18 protein-coding genes and 1 riboswitch are annotated in these 17,556 nt (G+C 39.3%); of the genes, 7 read left to right on the top strand and 11 right to left on the bottom strand.

The window, feature by feature from the left end; genetic code table 11:
• Positions 1 to 152: 152 nt before the first annotated feature.
• A riboswitch (SAM riboswitch) is annotated at positions 153 to 257 on the top strand.
• Positions 258 to 630: 373 nt separating this feature from the next.
• From KSU66_RS04635 to KSU66_RS04615, 5 genes are all read left to right on the top strand, one after another.
• Entirely contained in the window at positions 631 to 1,809 is a 1,179-nt protein-coding gene (locus KSU66_RS04635) for an acyl-CoA dehydrogenase family protein (RefSeq protein ID WP_269050252.1), read from the top strand.
• Positions 1,810 to 1,826: 17 nt separating this feature from the next.
• A complete protein-coding gene (locus KSU66_RS04630; protein WP_269050251.1) occupies positions 1,827 to 2,690 on the top strand; it encodes a transporter substrate-binding domain-containing protein in 864 nt (287 codons plus the stop codon).
• A 77-nt stretch (positions 2,691 to 2,767) separates the two neighbouring features.
• Positions 2,768 to 3,475, top strand: a complete 708-nt coding sequence (locus KSU66_RS04625) for an amino acid ABC transporter permease (RefSeq protein WP_269050250.1) — start codon at positions 2,768 to 2,770, stop codon at positions 3,473 to 3,475.
• 12 nt (positions 3,476 to 3,487) lie between these two features.
• On the top strand, positions 3,488 to 4,201 hold the full coding sequence (locus KSU66_RS04620) for an amino acid ABC transporter permease (RefSeq protein ID WP_269050249.1): 714 nt from the start codon (positions 3,488 to 3,490) through the stop codon (positions 4,199 to 4,201).
• 21 nt (positions 4,202 to 4,222) lie between these two features.
• Positions 4,223 to 4,978 carry an amino acid ABC transporter ATP-binding protein gene (locus KSU66_RS04615; protein ID WP_269050248.1) on the top strand — a complete coding sequence of 252 codons (756 nt, stop codon included), beginning with the start codon at positions 4,223 to 4,225 and terminating at the stop codon, positions 4,976 to 4,978.
• 510 nt (positions 4,979 to 5,488) lie between these two features.
• Here KSU66_RS04615 and KSU66_RS04610 read toward each other — a convergent pair.
• Positions 5,489 to 5,989, bottom strand: coding sequence for a methylated-DNA--[protein]-cysteine S-methyltransferase (locus KSU66_RS04610; RefSeq protein ID WP_269050247.1), 501 nt, complete (start codon positions 5,987 to 5,989; stop codon positions 5,489 to 5,491).
• 141 nt (positions 5,990 to 6,130) lie between these two features.
• On the opposite strand from KSU66_RS04610, the gene KSU66_RS04605 reads away from it, so the two are divergent.
• The gene (locus KSU66_RS04605; RefSeq protein WP_269050246.1) at positions 6,131 to 6,421 is read left to right on the top strand and encodes a phospholipase; all 291 of its coding nucleotides are present in this window, start codon (positions 6,131 to 6,133) and stop codon (positions 6,419 to 6,421) included.
• Positions 6,422 to 6,510: 89 nt separating this feature from the next.
• On the opposite strand, the gene KSU66_RS04600 is transcribed toward KSU66_RS04605, so the two are convergent.
• Complete coding sequence (locus KSU66_RS04600; protein WP_269050245.1) at positions 6,511 to 6,840, bottom strand: DUF3889 domain-containing protein; 330 nt, start codon at positions 6,838 to 6,840, stop codon at positions 6,511 to 6,513.
• 231 nt (positions 6,841 to 7,071) lie between these two features.
• Between KSU66_RS04600 and KSU66_RS04595 the strand changes: the two genes are divergently transcribed.
• A complete protein-coding gene (locus KSU66_RS04595; RefSeq protein WP_269050244.1) occupies positions 7,072 to 9,192 on the top strand; it encodes an ATP-dependent Clp protease ATP-binding subunit in 2,121 nt (706 codons plus the stop codon).
• Between the two features lie 108 nt (positions 9,193 to 9,300).
• Here KSU66_RS04595 and KSU66_RS04590 read toward each other — a convergent pair whose 3' ends face one another.
• The 9 genes from KSU66_RS04590 to KSU66_RS04550 all read right to left on the bottom strand — a co-directional run bounded on the left by KSU66_RS04590 (position 9,301) and on the right by KSU66_RS04550 (position 17,509).
• Positions 9,301 to 10,245: an alpha/beta hydrolase gene (locus tag KSU66_RS04590; RefSeq protein WP_269050243.1), complete on the bottom strand. Its 945-nt coding sequence runs from the start codon at positions 10,243 to 10,245 to the stop codon at positions 9,301 to 9,303.
• 526 nt (positions 10,246 to 10,771) lie between these two features.
• Positions 10,772 to 11,239, bottom strand: coding sequence for a hypothetical protein (locus KSU66_RS04585; protein WP_269050242.1), 468 nt, complete (start codon positions 11,237 to 11,239; stop codon positions 10,772 to 10,774).
• A 394-nt stretch (positions 11,240 to 11,633) separates the two neighbouring features.
• The gene (locus KSU66_RS04580; protein WP_269050241.1) at positions 11,634 to 11,801 is read right to left on the bottom strand and encodes a Fe3+ hydroxamate ABC transporter substrate-binding protein; all 168 of its coding nucleotides are present in this window, start codon (positions 11,799 to 11,801) and stop codon (positions 11,634 to 11,636) included.
• Positions 11,802 to 12,236: 435 nt separating this feature from the next.
• Complete coding sequence (locus KSU66_RS04575; protein ID WP_269050240.1) at positions 12,237 to 12,704, bottom strand: hypothetical protein; 468 nt, start codon at positions 12,702 to 12,704, stop codon at positions 12,237 to 12,239.
• Between the two features lie 144 nt (positions 12,705 to 12,848).
• Entirely contained in the window at positions 12,849 to 14,189 is a 1,341-nt protein-coding gene (locus tag KSU66_RS04570) for a cyclic 2,3-diphosphoglycerate synthase (RefSeq protein ID WP_269050239.1), read from the bottom strand.
• Positions 14,190 to 14,359: 170 nt separating this feature from the next.
• Positions 14,360 to 15,004 (bottom strand): hypothetical protein, encoded by a 645-nt coding sequence (locus KSU66_RS04565; RefSeq protein WP_269050238.1) that lies wholly within the window; start codon positions 15,002 to 15,004, stop codon positions 14,360 to 14,362.
• Between the two features lie 449 nt (positions 15,005 to 15,453).
• Positions 15,454 to 16,320 carry an HD domain-containing protein gene (locus tag KSU66_RS04560; RefSeq protein WP_269050237.1) on the bottom strand — a complete coding sequence of 289 codons (867 nt, stop codon included), beginning with the start codon at positions 16,318 to 16,320 and terminating at the stop codon, positions 15,454 to 15,456.
• Between the two features lie 481 nt (positions 16,321 to 16,801).
• On the bottom strand, positions 16,802 to 16,981 hold the full coding sequence (locus KSU66_RS04555; protein ID WP_269050236.1) for a hypothetical protein: 180 nt from the start codon (positions 16,979 to 16,981) through the stop codon (positions 16,802 to 16,804).
• A gap of 39 nt (positions 16,982 to 17,020) precedes the next feature.
• Complete coding sequence (locus KSU66_RS04550; RefSeq protein ID WP_269050235.1) at positions 17,021 to 17,509, bottom strand: DinB family protein; 489 nt, start codon at positions 17,507 to 17,509, stop codon at positions 17,021 to 17,023.
• Between the last annotated feature and the right edge of the window lie 47 nt (positions 17,510 to 17,556).

Here is a 17,556-nt window from a genome sequence, read left to right as displayed (position 1 = left end):
CAGTTTATCATAACGGTGGCCCATCAACGTACTAACCCGTGACTGAAAAATCACGTCTTATAATAATTTATATAATACCTATGGAAATAGTATACTTAGACTCTTGACAAGGCCAAATACATAGCTTAAAGTAAGTACCAACAACTTCATATTTCTTATTTAGAGAAGCTAAGGGACTGGCCCGATGACGCTTCAGCAACCTCTGTATCCTTGAAAGGTGCTAAATCCAGCAAGAGAACGTTCTTGGAAGATAAGAGCCGTAGTGTAAAATCGGATTCCTCTTTTCTCTTGAAAAGGGGTATTTTTTATAACTATATAGGTTGAACTAAAGAATGCGACACCTAGTTGATTGTAGTGGAGAGCGGCGACTCCAGCGGAAAAAGCGCGTCCAGGTGAGACCCCGCAGAGAAGCGAGGAGGCTCACGGACCGCCCGCGGAAAGCGTCCGCTCGGAACGGAAATCAACGGCTTGGTAAAGCAATCATCATTGAAGTCTTTCAGTATACCCAAATCGCCTCTTAACAAATTACGTTCGATTCATTTATTTATAAAACCTATTAAACAAATAGGAATTATTGAATATACTAAACGAAAGCATCTACTTTCATTTCTAAATACGAGGAGGACTATTATGATTAACTTATTTGTGAAAACGGAACAACAAAGGCAATGGTTGAAAAAGTTACATGAGAAAGAAACAAAGTTTAAAAGTTTATCGGCTCAAATTGATGAACTTTCCATCTTCCCCGAAGAGAATATTCAAGACTTAATTGACATTGGCTACACAAGTAGCACACTCCCTACAGCTTATGGCGGTGAAGGACTAAAGGTTTATGATTTGGTATTACTTCAAGAAACGTTAGCTAGTTTTGACGCAAATACCGCCCTTTCCATTGGCTGGAATCTAGGAGTTGTAGGTGAACTTTTCGAGAAAAAACTTTGGAAGGAGGAAAGCCTGAACTTCTTCGCAACAGAAGTGCTAAATGGCGCGCTAGTGAATCGCTCGGTCAGTGAAACTCAAACCGGCAGTCCAACAAGAGGAGGTCGCCCTGGAACAAATGCAAAAAAAGTCGGTGATTCTTGGGTGCTCTCTGGACGTAAAATATTCACGACTGCCTCTCCTGTATTAACTTATTTTCTAACTTCCGCATGGATTGAAGAAAAGCAAAAAGTAGGTTTCTTCCTTCTCCATAAAGATTTGGAAGGAATAACGATTGAAGAAACATGGGATGTCATTTCCATGAGAGGAACAGCAAGCCACGATCTTGTGCTCAACAACGTAACAGTCGATGAATCTAAACTTGTTGAGCTTCCCGAAACACCAAGTGGCGGTCCTATATCGAATGGTTGGATGCTTCACATTCCCGCGTGTTATCTCGGAATTGCACAAGCTGCGCGTGATTATGCGGTACATTTTGCAAATACCCATTCACCAAACAGCTTAAATGGACCCATTAGCCAATTGCCGAATGTCCAACAGCTACTAGGTGAAATCGATTTGGCGTTAGTTCAAGCGAGACATCTTCTTTATAGTGTGGCGGAAATCTATGACGACGAATCCCGCAGAGCGTTCCTGACCAATGAAATCGGTGTAGCGAAACATACAGTAACAAATTCAGCCGTTTCGATTGTCGATAAAGCGATGCGAATTGTAGGCGCAAAAAGCCTTCAACGCAGCAACCCTCTCCAAAGGTATTATCGCGACGTACGGGCGGGCTTACACAATCCCCCAATGGATGACATGACCATTAAAAAGTTAGCATTATCAGCGATTGAACAGGATAAAACAAAAAACGCGATTCACGCGTAAAAAAGGAGATTTTTATAATGAAAAATAAAAAGCTTTTAAAACTTGTAGCGCTTGGATTCGCTTTGACAACTATTTTAGCGGGATGTGGCGCGGGAGAAGCAACTACCGGGACAGATACCAATAACACGGACGTTAAAAAAGTGAAAGTTGCCTATGATCAAGCATCAAAACCAATGTCCTGGTTAGACGAAAAAGGTAACCCCACTGGCTATGATGTTGAAGTAATGAAATTGGTTGATGAACTGATTCCGGAGTATGAATTCGAATACATTGGGACAACAAGCGATGACTTACTCATCGGTGTCGAACAAGGTAAATATCAAGTCGGCGTCAAAAATGCGTTCTGGACGGAAGAACGCACGGAGAAATTTATCTTCCCAGAAGAATTCCTTGGACTAAGCAGTGCCGGACTCGTAGTTAAGAAAGAAAACGAACATATAAAAACACTGGCCGATTTTGCAAATGCTGGATTTACGCTAGCACCTATCGCTGCAAACAATGCCCAGTACACGGTCATAGACGAATACAATAAAGCCAACCCAGACAACGAAGTCAAACTCGTAGCTGGCGACGCTTTCTCAGTGGAAGTTGTGCAATGGGTAAATGAGGGCCGTGTAGATGGTGGTGTAATGATCGAAGGTCCTTTCGAAAAGAAAGTAATCGCAGAAGACGGTCCATTCCATGACTTTATAGATAACGTCGTTTACAACGAATTCGCGGTTATTAAAACTTGGCCGTTGTTCAATAAAAAAGAACAGGAATTTGCGGATGCTTACGATAAGGCTGTCAAACAGCTGAAAGAAGAAAAGAAGACCAACGACTTAACTGTAGAGTTTTACGGTAGAGACTTATTTGAAGTATTGGATGAAGTAAAAAGGTAAGTAGAAAGACCTTAAAAGGCTGTTGGGTGTACATAACCCCAACAGCCTTTAATCTAAAATAATAATGGAGTGAAGGCATGGAGAAATACTTTGATGCAAGCTATATATGGGATTCACTTCCAATGCTAATCCCCTTTTTAAAGGTCACATTTATGGTGGCTAGTCTATCCGTATTATTTGGAACACTACTTGGCTTCGTCCTTGCGGCAGCAAAAATCGGGAAAAATGCATTCGCAAGGAAAATAGCGAATGGATATACGACAATCATGAGATGTACACCATCTATCGTACTTTTATTTCTTATCTATTATGGCATTCCAGCAATCGGAAATAATTTTGGCGTAAACCTTAACGATGTCCATACAGCCGTATTTGTCGTCATCACGTTTGCCCTACAATTTGGGGCCGCCATGTCGGAGGTAATGAGATCCGCCTACGAATCGATTGATAAAGGACAATTAGAAGCCGCCGTAAGTGTCGGATTAAGCAACACACAGGCGTACAGAAGAATCGTCTTTCCACAAGCTTTCGTCGTTGCTTTACCGAACATTGGAAACAGTTTACTTGCGGTGCTTCAAGAAGGTTCCCTTGCCTATACAATCGGACTAATTGACGTTGTTGGGAAAGCGAATCTTATTATCGCCAATAACTACGATGCCCATGCACTCGAAATCTATCTCGCACTTGCCGTTATCTTTTGGGTAATTTCAATTGCAATTGAACAATTTTTCTTGAAGTTAGAAAAAGTATTTAGCAAAGGGAAATCAGTAATAAAAACGACGTAAGGTGGTGAAAACGTGTCAGAAGGTCTTAATTATAAATTTTTAGTAGATACATTTTTTGTCGCATTGTCTGGAGTCCCTATCGCTTTGGCCGTTACGGCCGTCGCTTTACTCATTGCATTGCCACTTGGCTTTTTACTAGCACTTACAAGAATCAATCGTATTCCGATTTTAAATCGCTTTGCACAAATATACGTTTCTTTTGTAAGAGGAACGCCGATCATTATTCAAATTTTCATTGTATACAGTAGCGTTCCCCTGTTACTCGATTCGTTTTTCACCAAATTTAATATCACTATGAATATTTACGATGTACACCCGATTTGGTATGCATTCATTGTTTTCTCCTTGAATACAACAGCCGTTTTAATCGAAGTGTTTCGTTCGGCCCTTGGAACAGTCGATAAAGGACAATTAGAAGCCGCCCAGTCAGTCGGGTTAACAAATCCACAAGCATTTAGAAGGATCATCATTCCACAATCACTCGTTGTTGCATTGCCAAATATTTGTACAGCAACCGTCAACCTCATTAAAGCAACGTCTTTAGGCTACGCAATGTCCCTGCAAGAGATTACACTAAAGGCAAAAGTAGCCGCCAATGTTGGATACAATTACGTCGAGGCATACATCGATATCTTTTTAGTTTATTTAATTTTATGTGGGTTAGTGGAATATGCATTTAAACTCTATGAAAAAAGGTTACGTAAATATAAACCGGCAAATGCGTAAAGTGAAATAGGAGGCCAAAGCATGTTAAAAATCAGCAATATCCATAAATCATTTGGTAAAACAGAAGTGTTAAAAGGCGTTGACCTAACAATCGATAAAGGCGATGTAGTCGTCATACTTGGCCCAAGTGGTTCAGGTAAAACAACATTACTCAGATGCATAAACTTCCTCGAAAAAGCGGATCAAGGCCATGCATTTTTTGGGGATATTGACGTCAATCTTAAAACCGCATCGAAAAAACAAATCCATAGTATTCGGCAAAAAATCGCTTTTGTATTTCAAAGTTATAATTTGTTTAACAATAAAACTGCATTGGAAAACGTCACTGAAGGGCTTATTATCGGAAGGAAAATACCCAAAAAAGAAGCCGATGAAATAGGAAGAAAAGCATTGGATAAAGTAGGCCTTTCTGAAAAGTACAGTGCATTCCCTAGTGAATTATCCGGTGGACAACAACAACGGGTTGGTATCGCCAGGGCAGTTGCTTTAAATCCAGACATCATTCTATTTGACGAACCAACTTCTGCATTGGACCCTGAATTAGTCGGTGAAGTGCTAACGGTTATGAAAAATATCGCAAAAGAAGGAACAACTATGTTAGTCGTCACACATGAAATGTCGTTTGCAAAGGACGTCGCAAACAAAGTCATCTTCATGGATGGCGGAGTTGTTGTAGAAGAAGGATCACCACAGGAGATTTTCGTTAATCCAAAAGAAGAACGAACACAGAAGTTTTTAAGAAGGGTTTTACCAGAAGATTTTACTTATTATATTTAATAAACTCTATTTCTAGCGAGTTATAGCAGTATTCATTAAGCAAAATATGGACGGATTAAGGATTCTTCGTACTATAACATTTTGGCTTATTGTGGATGCCTCCGCAATAAGCAGGATAGAAAACCGCTGTCCGGGAGGGATTGAACTACATCCCTCTTTTATCTTATCGCTTCAGCTACCCGGCAGGTGCCCCCGCCGGACTTTACATGGAATCATAAGTTCAACCTATATGAGTTAATTTCATAATAGAAGATTTAGTGTTGAAATACGAACAAAGTTGATTTCCGCTTCGGGCGGACGCTTTCCGTGGGCACAGCTTCAATCTCCTCGTCACTGCATTCCTGCGGGGCTTTCAGCTCGCGCTGTTCCCACTGGAGTCGCCGCCCTCCGCTCCAATCAACGGAACGCCTTCTATATTAATGAACAATAAAACTTAAAACCCCATTATCATTCGTATTTTAAGTTAAAATAGGGAATTATGAAATCGACTCACATAACATCAACGATTCTTTACCTCTCCAGGTTTAGCAGTTGCTCCTTCATCGATAACCCACCACGAAAGCCCGTCAATGAGCCATTTTTCCCAATAACCCGGTGACAAGGAACAATGATCAACATCGGATTTGCACCGATTGCCGTTCCAACAGCGCGCACAGCAGTCGGCCTTCCGATACGCTCCGCAATAGTCGTATACGATACCGTTTCACCAAAAGGAATGTCTACCAATGCCCGCCAAACAGATTGCTGAAAAGGTGTTCCGTGTAAACTAATAGGCGTTGTAAATTCTTTCCGTTTCCCATCCAAATACTCAATCAGTTCTGTCATATAAAATTGTATCGCTTTTTCCTCTTCAATTAGTACATACCCGGGCAATCGCTTCTTCGCCCATTTTTCAAGGTCATCAAAATCCTCATCTGGCGTTCCAAGATAACAAAGTCCCTCTTCAATGGCCGCGATATATACATTCAATTGGCCATGCTTCAGCCGTGTCCAAACGATTTTCTTGTCCATTCTGTCGCCCCCTACTTATCTATATTGTCATCGATTTAATAACGAATTGCAAAATACAGAAGCAATTGCTTATACATTATTCTACCCTTTTGAATAGTTTATAGTATGTAGTCAAAAAGTCGGTAGAAGGAGGGTTTCGTTTTGCTAAGGAGGGGAAATAATAGATTTCGTTTTTGTATCTTGCCAGGCTATAACTGGTGCGGGCCCGGTTGTAGTGGACCCGGTGCGCCTATAAATGAGGTAGATGCTGCCTGCAAAGCCCATGATGAGTGTTACCAAATGGGTGTCCATCCATGTGTTTGTGACCAAGAATTTCTCGATCGCCTTTACTCAAATATAAATCCATATACACAAGAAGGAAGACATGCTCGTCTTCTTTATAATTATATGAAACTACAATCTTTTTTTAGTTGCAACTCTTATCGCTGGTAACAAGTAGTAAAAGATACCTATATATAAAGTATAAAACAGACCGCCGATTTGTGAAATCTGGCGATCTGTTTTATTTGGACTATGGTCGATTATCTAGAGGTTTCTTGAAATTCAATAGCAATTACTTTTTCAGTTTCAGTCGTATATTCGATTCTTACAAAAACACCGAATTCTTTATCGCCATCTTTTAACCAAAGCTTAAACTTTTCAATTGTCGTATCCCTTTTAGATTCGCTTCCTTCATGCAAATAATCAATAACTTTCGCACTCGGATATTTTGCATGTGTCTCCTTTATCGCGAGCTTGCCCCACTTAGCGTAGGCTGGAACTGCCTCTTGTATATTGGAAATTGTCGGGATATGTGTTGGCGACGAATTAACGATGATAAACGTTCCAAGTACAATAAAAGTTTTTCGCATAATCAAACCCATCTCCTTCTTTCTAGGATGAGTAATTTACTTGAAATCATTCCCTACATATATCCGCCAATCAAAGGGCTACTTTTTATTCCACATAGAACTAAGATTCCTAATAGTTATATAAGCAAATTTCTTGTAGGTCTAAATAGGTCAGTGTATAATTTAGTTAAGATCAAAAATAGTCAAAGTCAAATACAATAAATACTCGAAAATACGAAGGGGGAAATATTTATGAAATGTCAACATTGTGGTCAAAACGAAGCAACGATGAACTTAAGATTTCGAATGAATCAACAAAATATGCAAGTGAATATGTGTCCTACGTGTTTTCAAGAAATCCAAAGACAATTGAATGCAGGGAATATGCCTTCTTTTAGCAATGGGGCCAACCAATTTTTCCAAACAAACGGCAACCCTCAAGCAAAAACACAAACAATGCAGGCACATGAAAATCAAGAAAATAGTTTGTTAGACCAACTTGGTAAAAATATTTCAAACGATGCAAAAGAAGGGCTAATTGACCCAGTCATCGGACGCGACCAAGAAGTAAGACGCGTTATCGAAACATTAAATAGAAGAAATAAAAACAACCCGGTGCTAATCGGGGAACCTGGTGTCGGTAAAACAGCAATCGCCGAAGGGCTTGCTGTAAAAATTCACGAAGGCGACGTACCTGTGAAGCTTATGAACAAAAAAGTATATTTGTTAGATGTCGCTTCACTTGTCACAAACACAGGCATTCGTGGACAGTTCGAAGAGCGAATGAAACAGCTAATTGAAGAGCTTCAAACACGGAAAGACGTCATTTTATTCATCGATGAAATCCACTTACTCGTTGGTGCAGGCTCTTCAGAAGGATCACAAATGGATGCCGGTAATATTTTAAAACCCGCTTTAGCACGGGGCGGCTTGCAACTTATCGGTGCAACAACATTGAAAGAATATCGTCAAATCGAAAAAGACGCTGCACTTGAACGCCGCTTCCAACCAATTATCGTTAAAGAACCATCCGCAGAAGATACGATTAAAATCTTAAACGGCATTAAAAATCGTTACGAAGATTTCCACGAAGTCCATTATTCAGACGAAGCCGTGCAAGCTTTTGTAACCTTATCAGAGCGCTATATTCAAGACCGCTTTTTACCAGACAAAGCGATTGATTTGATGGATGAAGTCGGATCACGTTTAAATCTTATACATGCCGCGGCCAATCCAGATTCAATTGGAATACGTCTAGGCGAAGTCATTCAGGAAAAAGAAAAAGCGGCAGAAGCGGAAGACTATGAAAAAGCGGCAAATTTACGCTATGAGGAAATTCAATTACGTAAACATTTAGAAGAAGCGAAACAACAAGGAGAAGCCAAGAATGCAGAAGTTTCTGTTGCAGATATCGAATTAATTATAGAGGAAAAAACAGGGATTCCTGTCACAAAACTACAAGCGGCAGAACAAGTGAAAATGAAAGGGCTTCAGGAAAACCTCGGTAAAAAAATCATCGGCCAAGAAGAAGCAGTCGATAAAATTGCGAAAGCAATCCGTCGTAGTCGCGCGGGGCTCAAATCTAAAAATCGTCCTATCGGATCTTTCCTATTTGTCGGTCCAACAGGTGTCGGTAAAACGGAAATCACAAAAGTTTTGGCTGAAGAACTATTTGGTTCACGCGATACGTTAATACGTCTCGACATGAGTGAATATATGGAAAAACATGCGGTATCTAAAATTATCGGTTCCCCTCCCGGTTATGTAGGGCATGAAGAGGCCGGTCAATTAACAGAACAAATTCGTCGCAATCCCTATTCAATTTTACTCCTTGACGAAATCGAAAAAGCGCATCCAGACGTTCAAAATATGTTCCTACAAATTATGGAAGACGGCCGTCTAACGGATTCACATGGCCGCACAGTCAGTTTCAAAGATACGGTCATTATTATGACAAGTAACGCGGGGACAGGTGAGAAAAAAGTGAACGTCGGGTTTAATCGAACAGAACATGAATCCGTCACTATGCTAGAAACATTAGGAGATTATTTCAAACCTGAATTTCTCAACCGTTTCGATACGATTGTATCATTTAATGAGTTAACAGAAGACAACTTACTCGAAATCGTAGACTTGATGCTTGTAGATTTACAAGTAACAATTGAAGAAAATGATATTGACATTACAATTTCCGAGGAAGCAAAAGAAGCATTGGTCAAACTAGGTTATGATAAACGTTTCGGTGCCCGACCACTTCGCAGAGTCATTCAAGACAAAATCGAAGACCCATTAACGGATCTTATTTTGGAAGACGATGTTGAAAAAGTTCATGTCGATGTCGTCGAAGAAGAAATTGTTGTGACAATACGATAATCTATCTAACAACCCACTGAAGATTTTTTTCAGTGGGTTGTTTGTTTTTTAGAGGATCTTACCACAAGTTATGAGTTTATCGAATAGTTAAGATACTGTCCATCGTTTTTATTTTTCAATAGCGTCTGTTTCAAGAAATTCCGCAATCGATTGCAAAACTTGTTCGTTGATTGAAATTGGAAGTGTCAAGAAACCATGTACCAACCCATCGTATCGGGTACGTTTCACTGGAACTCCACTCTTCTTTAGACGGTCGGCATATGCCTCTCCCTCATCACAAATTGGGTCATATTCCGCAGTGATTACAAGTGCAGGCGGCAAATTGCTTAAGTCTTTTTCTTTTATTGGCGATGCATACACATTTTCTCCATCCGCTTCTGTTTGGATATAATGATCCCAGAAACTTTTAGTGAGACTACTAGTCAAAATCGGCGCTTGCGCATTTTCTCGAATCGATTCATAGGGCGTATGCTCAATAGACCGCAAAGCATCTACGGCTGGATAAATCAATATTTGAGCGTAAATTTGCGGTCCTTTTCGCTCCCTGGACATTAACGTGACCGCAGCCGCAAGATTTCCTCCCGCACTATCTCCGCCAATCGAAATACGGCTATCATCCAACTGTAATTCTTCCGCATGATCAAAAACCCACTGAGTTGCCGCATAACAGTCCTCTAACCCTTTTGGAAAACGGTGCTCAGGTGCAAGTCGATAGCCGACAGAAATGACCTTATTTCCCGTCACATTTGCAAGTCTCCTACAAACCGCGTCATAGCTTATTAGGCTACCTATCGTCCATCCCCCACCATGATAGTAAACAATCGCCGGACACTTTTTCCCTTGACCTGCGGGCGTATAAATCCGGACAGGCACATCGCCATCAGGCCCCGGAATCGTACGGTTTTCCACTGATAAAACTTCCTGCCCCACTTCCCCAGCAGCAAGCACATCATTTATTTCTCGAATTGCTACAATTATTTCTGGAGTTAACGTATCAGGTAGCATAATTGGATTTTCTTCCAAATAAGTTGCAACTTCTTCATTGATTCGCATATAAATCGCCCCTTTTATAATTACTATCGTGCCGACAGGGAAGTTTAATGATTCTGTCTTATTAAGTTAAAAAAACATCAAATTTATTCATCCTAAATATTACCTTACCATATTTATAAGTCTTTTTGATATAAATCTATTCATGAAACTGAAATTTTACTAGTAAACTGTCGTTTCTTTATTTGGAGTGTTCGTAATGTGTAATTGTCATTGGCTCATACGTATTATAAATACAACGGTCTTGGTTTAAAGAATGAATAGGTTCACTTTCAAATTTAGTGCCTTCAACCCTACTCCAAGTAGGCCTTGTCGCTACCTCACGGGGTATCATATCCCCCCTATCATTCGCGGGTAAAAAATATAAAGATTCGCCCCGTCCCCGCCCTTTTTTTTACGCCCAAAAGGCTTTCTCACAATCGCGCCCGTTTGCGGAACAACAGTTCCATTATTAATACGGTCTTGGTAATTGATAGGTTTCATTTTCCAAAGACTACACACTAGGGCAACTATTTTGCAATCGTGTAGACTACTCCACCGACAACTCATTCAAAAACGGTAACAATTCTTTTTCAAAATCAACCAATTCATCATTGGCCAGTTGACGTAAATAATGCGCAGTTTTCGACTTTTGTTCAGTTGATAATTGCGCATACACATCAGGATCAACAAATTTCTTCACAATACGTGCGACTGTGTAAATCTCAGAATCTGTCGTCATTCGCATGTAGTTATACTGCATTTCTGCATACCCATACAGTGTATATAAAGGCTCCACATAATCTGTGTCATACTGTTCATTTTCAAAAAAAAGTGCACTATCTCTTAGCATATCTTGAATGCCATTATCCATTCCTACTTTATAAACATACACTTTATTATAAAATACGAATGTCGTACTACCAAATAGGATTGCCAGCATGACCAATATAATAAGGCTCACTTTTGCTTTCATAGGATTTCCCCCGCCATCTCTAATTCGAGTAAATTGCACCATTTTTCTCCACCTTAAATGGTCAGACTTTATATTTCGGGGAAAGCTTCAAGTTTATTAAAGAATTATAAAGTCTTACGTTAAATGGTCCGTTAGTTAAATAAATAATAATTTTCAATTCTTTCATAATCTATATTTAGATTAACATAAAAACTCCAATATCCTACAAGAAATAAGTGTTACGAATTACTTTTAGTAGATCAATTCGCAACCCTATTAGCACTGTTTTTGACAACATCGCATAAATTTATGCCGTAGTTTCAACTCGTGTGTGAATTGATGTGCTAATTCATTTGTTAAACCCGTTAAACAAAGTTGCATCTCTTTTTATTAAACCAACCTGGCCCGATTATGAAGGAAGCAATCTATTCAATGATTGCCCCCGATTACTTCACATTCACTTCCCTTTATCAAAACAATCGGCACAAAAAATTTCACTTTCCTTTTTCAGATATGCTTTGATTTCAACCACGGAATGCTTTGGGGCCTTCATTTTTGCATAAATTTCTTCACCATCTTGAACTTCTCGATTGCAATTGGAACAGTATAATTTACGTTTAAGCATTTTAACTCCTTCTCTTTTTTCTCACAAAATGACCCTTTTGCGAAAGATTGATCTTATTGAAAACCAGTCAAATATCTATAACAAGTATATCATCGCACTTTCCAAAATACGGTTTATCCTCTTTGATCATCCTGAAGGTATGAAATGGTAAGAGCTATGCTAAGGATGGTACATTTGATTGGCTGTAATCAGCCAATCAGCTCTCCTTGCAATAAAAATCTTCGAATTATATAATGTATGTAGAGATTGAATAAACTAAAAAAGACCACCAATCTACGAAATTGACGGTCAAACCAATAGTAGGTCCCTTTAAGGGGTCGGCTGTTATGGGATGTAATAACCCATCTTAACTGAGCTTCTAACTCAAGGATGGGTTATTTTTGGTGTTTAAAAGTTACCTATTCTATTGAACTTCCATTACACCATACATGCGTTCTATTCTTCTACTCTTCCAATGGACTTTCTTCCCCCCAGCCTGCGTTGGAAATAGAAAAAGACAGGAAGTGGGATCACAATCCATCCAAAACTTTTAATAAGTGTGTTTACCGAGCGTTTTATGGATTGCTCCTCATCACGCTCAATCATCGCGTCATAACTAGCCCTTAGTTCCTCTTCTGATTTTACTTCAGCCTCTATCTCACTCCCATACTCGGGTGTGCCCCATTGCTTATATTCCTCAAAAGATTGATGATACGGAGCTGGTGATACAACATCGGCTAATGCCATAAATACACCGATACTTCCGCCGATAGACATCATTAGTGTCGCAAATAAAACTAAATAAACATATATACTTTTCATCAATTCTTCCCCCTCCTCTTCTGTTTTGATTCTTAGTCCCGCAATCAATAACACGATAAGTGAAACGATGATAAATGGAACAAGTAACGTAATTACTCCCATAGTTCTCCTCCTGTATAGAAAGTATATCGTGGAAGTTTCCAGTTTATGAAACAGTTCCGAAGTGTTAGTTTGAATAGTAAAAAAAGCTACCGCCACAATTTTAGTTTTCCCAAAACTGTGGCAGTAGCTGTCATCGATTATTTATCATACAAGTTTATGTTTTTGGATAAAGTCTTTTAAAATACCGCTTAAATTCGGACTACCCACTTCGTCTAAATTATAATGTACACGTGTAGTCGGTTTATTAATTGAAATGATGCGTGTTAAATCCATTGGTGTTCCAATGATTACCGCATCGCAGTCCGTATTATTGATGGTTTCTTCAAGATCTTTCAATTGTTGCTCGCCATACCCCATTGCTGGAAGGACGTTTTGAATATGCCCGTATTTGTTAAACGTTTCTATTAATGAACCAACTGCAAATGGGCGTGCGTCAACGAGTTCCTTCGCACCTAAACGCTCAGCTGCAACTGTGCCCGCGCCAATTTTCATCTCTCCGTGTGTCAACGTCGGGCCATCTTCCACGACAAGTACACGTTTTCCAACGATAAGCTCTGGGTGATCGACCGTAATCTTTGAGTCGGCCTTAATAATCGTACTATTAGGACTTACACGTTTTATATTATTTTCTACAATTTCAATCGACTCTTCTGTTGCACTGTCAATTTTGTTAATAATATTCACATCAGCTGTTCTTAAACAAACTTCACCAGGATAGTATTTCAACTCGTGACCTGGACGATGTGGATCCAAGACGTTCACGGCTAAATCGGGCTCGTAGAAAGAGAAATCATTATTTCCACCGTCCCATAAAATCACGTCACAACCGTCTGGATCATTTTCAGCTGCCGCCAAAATATCTGCATAGTCAACACCAGCATAAATAATATTTCCACGTGTCACATGTGGTTCATACTCTTCCATTTCTTCGATTGTACAATTATGTTTCTTTAAGTCCTCTACCGTCGCAAAACGCTGAACACGTTGTGCATTTAAATCGCCATAAGGCATCGGATGTCTAATGGCAACAACTTTTAAATCATACTCCAGTAACGTTTCGATAATTTTTCGTGACGTTTGGCTTTTACCCGTTCCAGTTCGTACAGCACAAACAGAAATAACCGGTTTATTACTTTTTATCATCGTACTTTTCGGTCCTAGTAATGTGAAGTTAGCACCCGCTGAATTCACAATTGCACCGATGCTCATTACATCTTCATAACCAATATCACTATATGCGAAAACACATTCATCCACTTGCAACTCTTGAATTAACTCCGGTAATTGATCTTGTGAATGAATCTGAATGCCTTCTGGATAGAGCTCACCAGCTAATTCACTTGGATATTCACGCCCATCTATATCAGGAATTTGCGTTGCCGTAAAAGCAACCACATTGTATGCTTCGTTATCTCGATAATATGTATTGAAATTGTGAAAATCTCTTCCTGCGGCACCTATAATAATAACATTTTTTTTCTTCATATATATTCCCTCCTACGATTACATTACTCATCATAATTATAGCTCTTTCTGCATTTTAATACGAGTATAATTTCTAAAAAGAACCAAAAAGTTTTTGACTGCAATTGCTTTCAATCATTTTTTGCCGAAGGGAAAGACATCTTATTAACTCAACCTTCGCTTTAAATTCATCACCTACTAATTAGAGATCCACAATATTGACAGGCACCAACCCCTCCCTTTTCAATCTTATTATTTGCCCCGCAACCAGTACAAGTTACGACTATCATTTCTACTTTATGATTACTTACTTTAGAATTAGCTATAGCGTCTTTTGATAAAACAATTTCACCAGCGTTAAAATTAATATATGCATCCTCAAAAAAACCTTTTCCAATCATTTTTTGAAGATCTTCCATAGCAGTATCATAGGAAACAGGAATAGCGGATGCAAGCGTCGCAATAGACCTGATGTTGTTATTTATAATCATACTGATATACTTTTTATATTTCACAGCATTTACCGATGACTTTTTACCGATATAAACTAATGCCAAACCCGCGGAAATAAAAAACATCGTACGGAATGTTCCACTAAAGAATCCACCTGCAATCGATGTTGGCCATGAGATGACCCCCATCCCTACAATTACCCATCCCCATATCGTCATTTTTCTTCCTAAAGACAGTGAAGATTTCTTATCGACTCGAAGTCTACTTACAAGGAAAAAAACACCGACCGGCCAAAAAATAATTAGCATAAAAATAATTAATGGCCACGAGTACGATCCTGTTTTCTTCTCGGTTTTTATCGATTTATTGTAATTTGTTATCATTCTCTCGTTCCCCCTTAACTTATAGTGATTGGAGACATCATGGTGAACCCCTTTGAAATGGATACCGGCACCACAAAGTATTTTTCACCAAATAAAAAAAGTTGTCTCTTTTTCCTTTTAGATCATCTATATCTTTAATGGTAGCCCATTTACTTCGAAATTAAGTAAATCTGCATAGTCCAAAAAAATTCGAAAGATATGATTTTATAACAGACGAATTAACAGCCTAAGATTGATCTATAAACAGCATGAACTAGGTATTCTATAACTCTTTAGGCATCGCTCCAACAGACAACTAACAGACACTTAACATCTAACAAGAATGTAAGAATATAAAGAAGAGTAATTAGGTTGAGTTCGTTGGTTATAAATAATTTATTTTCACGGGATTTAACTTAAATTCTTGGGGCTTTGAGTAAATGAGTGACTGGTATCCGAAAAATTTAACTTTATAACTTTCTAAGATTCCTTTTAAAATGCCTCACAAACTCATCATCTGTCCATGCAAGTCGGTGTTTCAATTCCGCACAGTAACAAAGTAAGATCATAGGGCCATCAGAGTTTCTCTCAAATTCTACTTCATTGGAGGCTAGTATTTTAAATAATGGTTCGACTAATTGCCAATAATCATTTCGATAATTTATATCAGCCTCTTCTTTTGCTTCTTTTACGAAATCTAATAAACCAATTTCCCGAAGTTCTTCAGCCAACCCTTCGCTAATAAAATATGCAGCGCTAAAAAGCATGTCTATTTGTTTAAAGGTCAGCTTAATATCACCAACAAACAATAAATATATTTCTTTTTTTAATTCTTTTATGATTTTCACTTCTTCTTTTCGTGGATCTAGAGTTTTTAAAACACTCATATAATACCAGGATTGCTCGCGCTTTCCACGGTTAAAACGCATCCATATTTTATCACCATGTTCCTTCACGTCTGAATGCATTGATCGTACGTTATGCAATTTATCCGCAACAATCACAGCAAGTTCCTCTTGTGTTTTTACAGGAAGTTCTGCAATTGTGCACTCTTTCCGCTCCTCCCACGACAATCTTTTATCAGTTTCAGATGCTGCCTGTACAAACTGAAACACACACTTCCCAAACTCTTTGATTAGCTCGGCTTCTGTCGTTTCCGTATCTTCTAGCGTGTCATGTAAAAGTCCCGCCGCTACAACTTCATCACTATATTTTGCTTTCTTCAATATCATTGCTACAGCCACTGGATGCGTGATATATGGTATATTTGTCCCTTTTCTATACTGTCCTTCATGCTTCACGGCGGCAAACCTTAATGCTTTTTCAACCAGATTCATCATGAGACACCTCCGCTGTATCTTAATTCTAGTAATAAGCAATATGTAGATTTCCAAAACTCTTTCATTAACAATCTGCTGTAATCCTCTTGTAATTTTTGTTCATGCGATTCATTTGCTGGCGAAATTTTGTCTGCAATGCGGCTACATCGGGAATTGGCGTTTGTTCATAGCCATTTTTCCACTAAGCGCGCACTCAGTTCGTTTTCCAATTGTTGCCCGGTTTGGATAAGTCATCTGAATACCTCCTTGGTAGGGGCATGTTGGAAAGTTTCTGTTGCTGTCATTTTACCATAGACGTAGTACATTTATCTGATAACTTGTAGACTATATAGGTTGAACTAAAGAGTGCGATACTTAGTTGATTGGAGTGAAGAGCGACGACTCCGGCGGGAAAAGCGCGTCCAGGTGAGACCCCCCAGGAGCTTGCGACGAGGAGACTCACGGACCGCCCGCGGAAAGCGTCCGCTCGGAACGGAAATCAGCGGCTCGGGTGGAACTCATCTCTTTTAGTCCGAATGCCGGCTCTATCCGGGGATGTCCTCTCTTTCACTCGGAATGTCAGCTCTATCCACGGGGATGTCCCCTCTTTCACTCGGAATATCAGCTCAATCCACGGGAATGTCCACCCTTTCACCCAGAATGTCCACCCAATCTCCACCCACCGCCGTCAAGCCATAAAAAAACGATTGCAATAGTCTTACTCCATTGCAATCGTTTTTTTCAATTGTTTTAAATGACGTTTTTCGTGGAGACCGACAAATGGAAACCATTGGATCAATGGAATTCGCCCGAAAATCGGGTGCCTGAACGATTTTCCACGTAATTCGTCTTTTGTGCTCGATTCAAAGACATCTAATAAGAATATATGTGAATCGTACAATTCACATTTCATTTCTTCTTTTGATTTATAGATTTCAGTAGGCGCGGTATAACCCGGCGCTTCTACTTTTATTAAACGATTCGTAGAAATAGCAATTGGTTTCTTCATCGCTTTTGGACTGTCCGGATTTTTCAGTTCTTTCGCTATATTTGTTGCGATCACTGTTTCCATACGTACGAGATGTTCCAAAATTTGCTTTGGAGACCATCCGCCATCTGAAGGGACTTTGTTGAACTGTTCGTCCGTTAACCCATCAATTGTACGAAACAGCTCTTTTCGGATTTTATAATTCCCTGCTAAAATCACTTGAATCTCCCCTTATCGTTGAACTCGAAATTCGATTTTATCATAAA

It is taken from the genome of Sporosarcina sp. G11-34 (genome assembly GCF_026931025.1).
The sequence above is the reverse complement of the archived record's forward strand: the minus strand, read 5'-3'. Positions and strand labels throughout refer to the sequence as shown.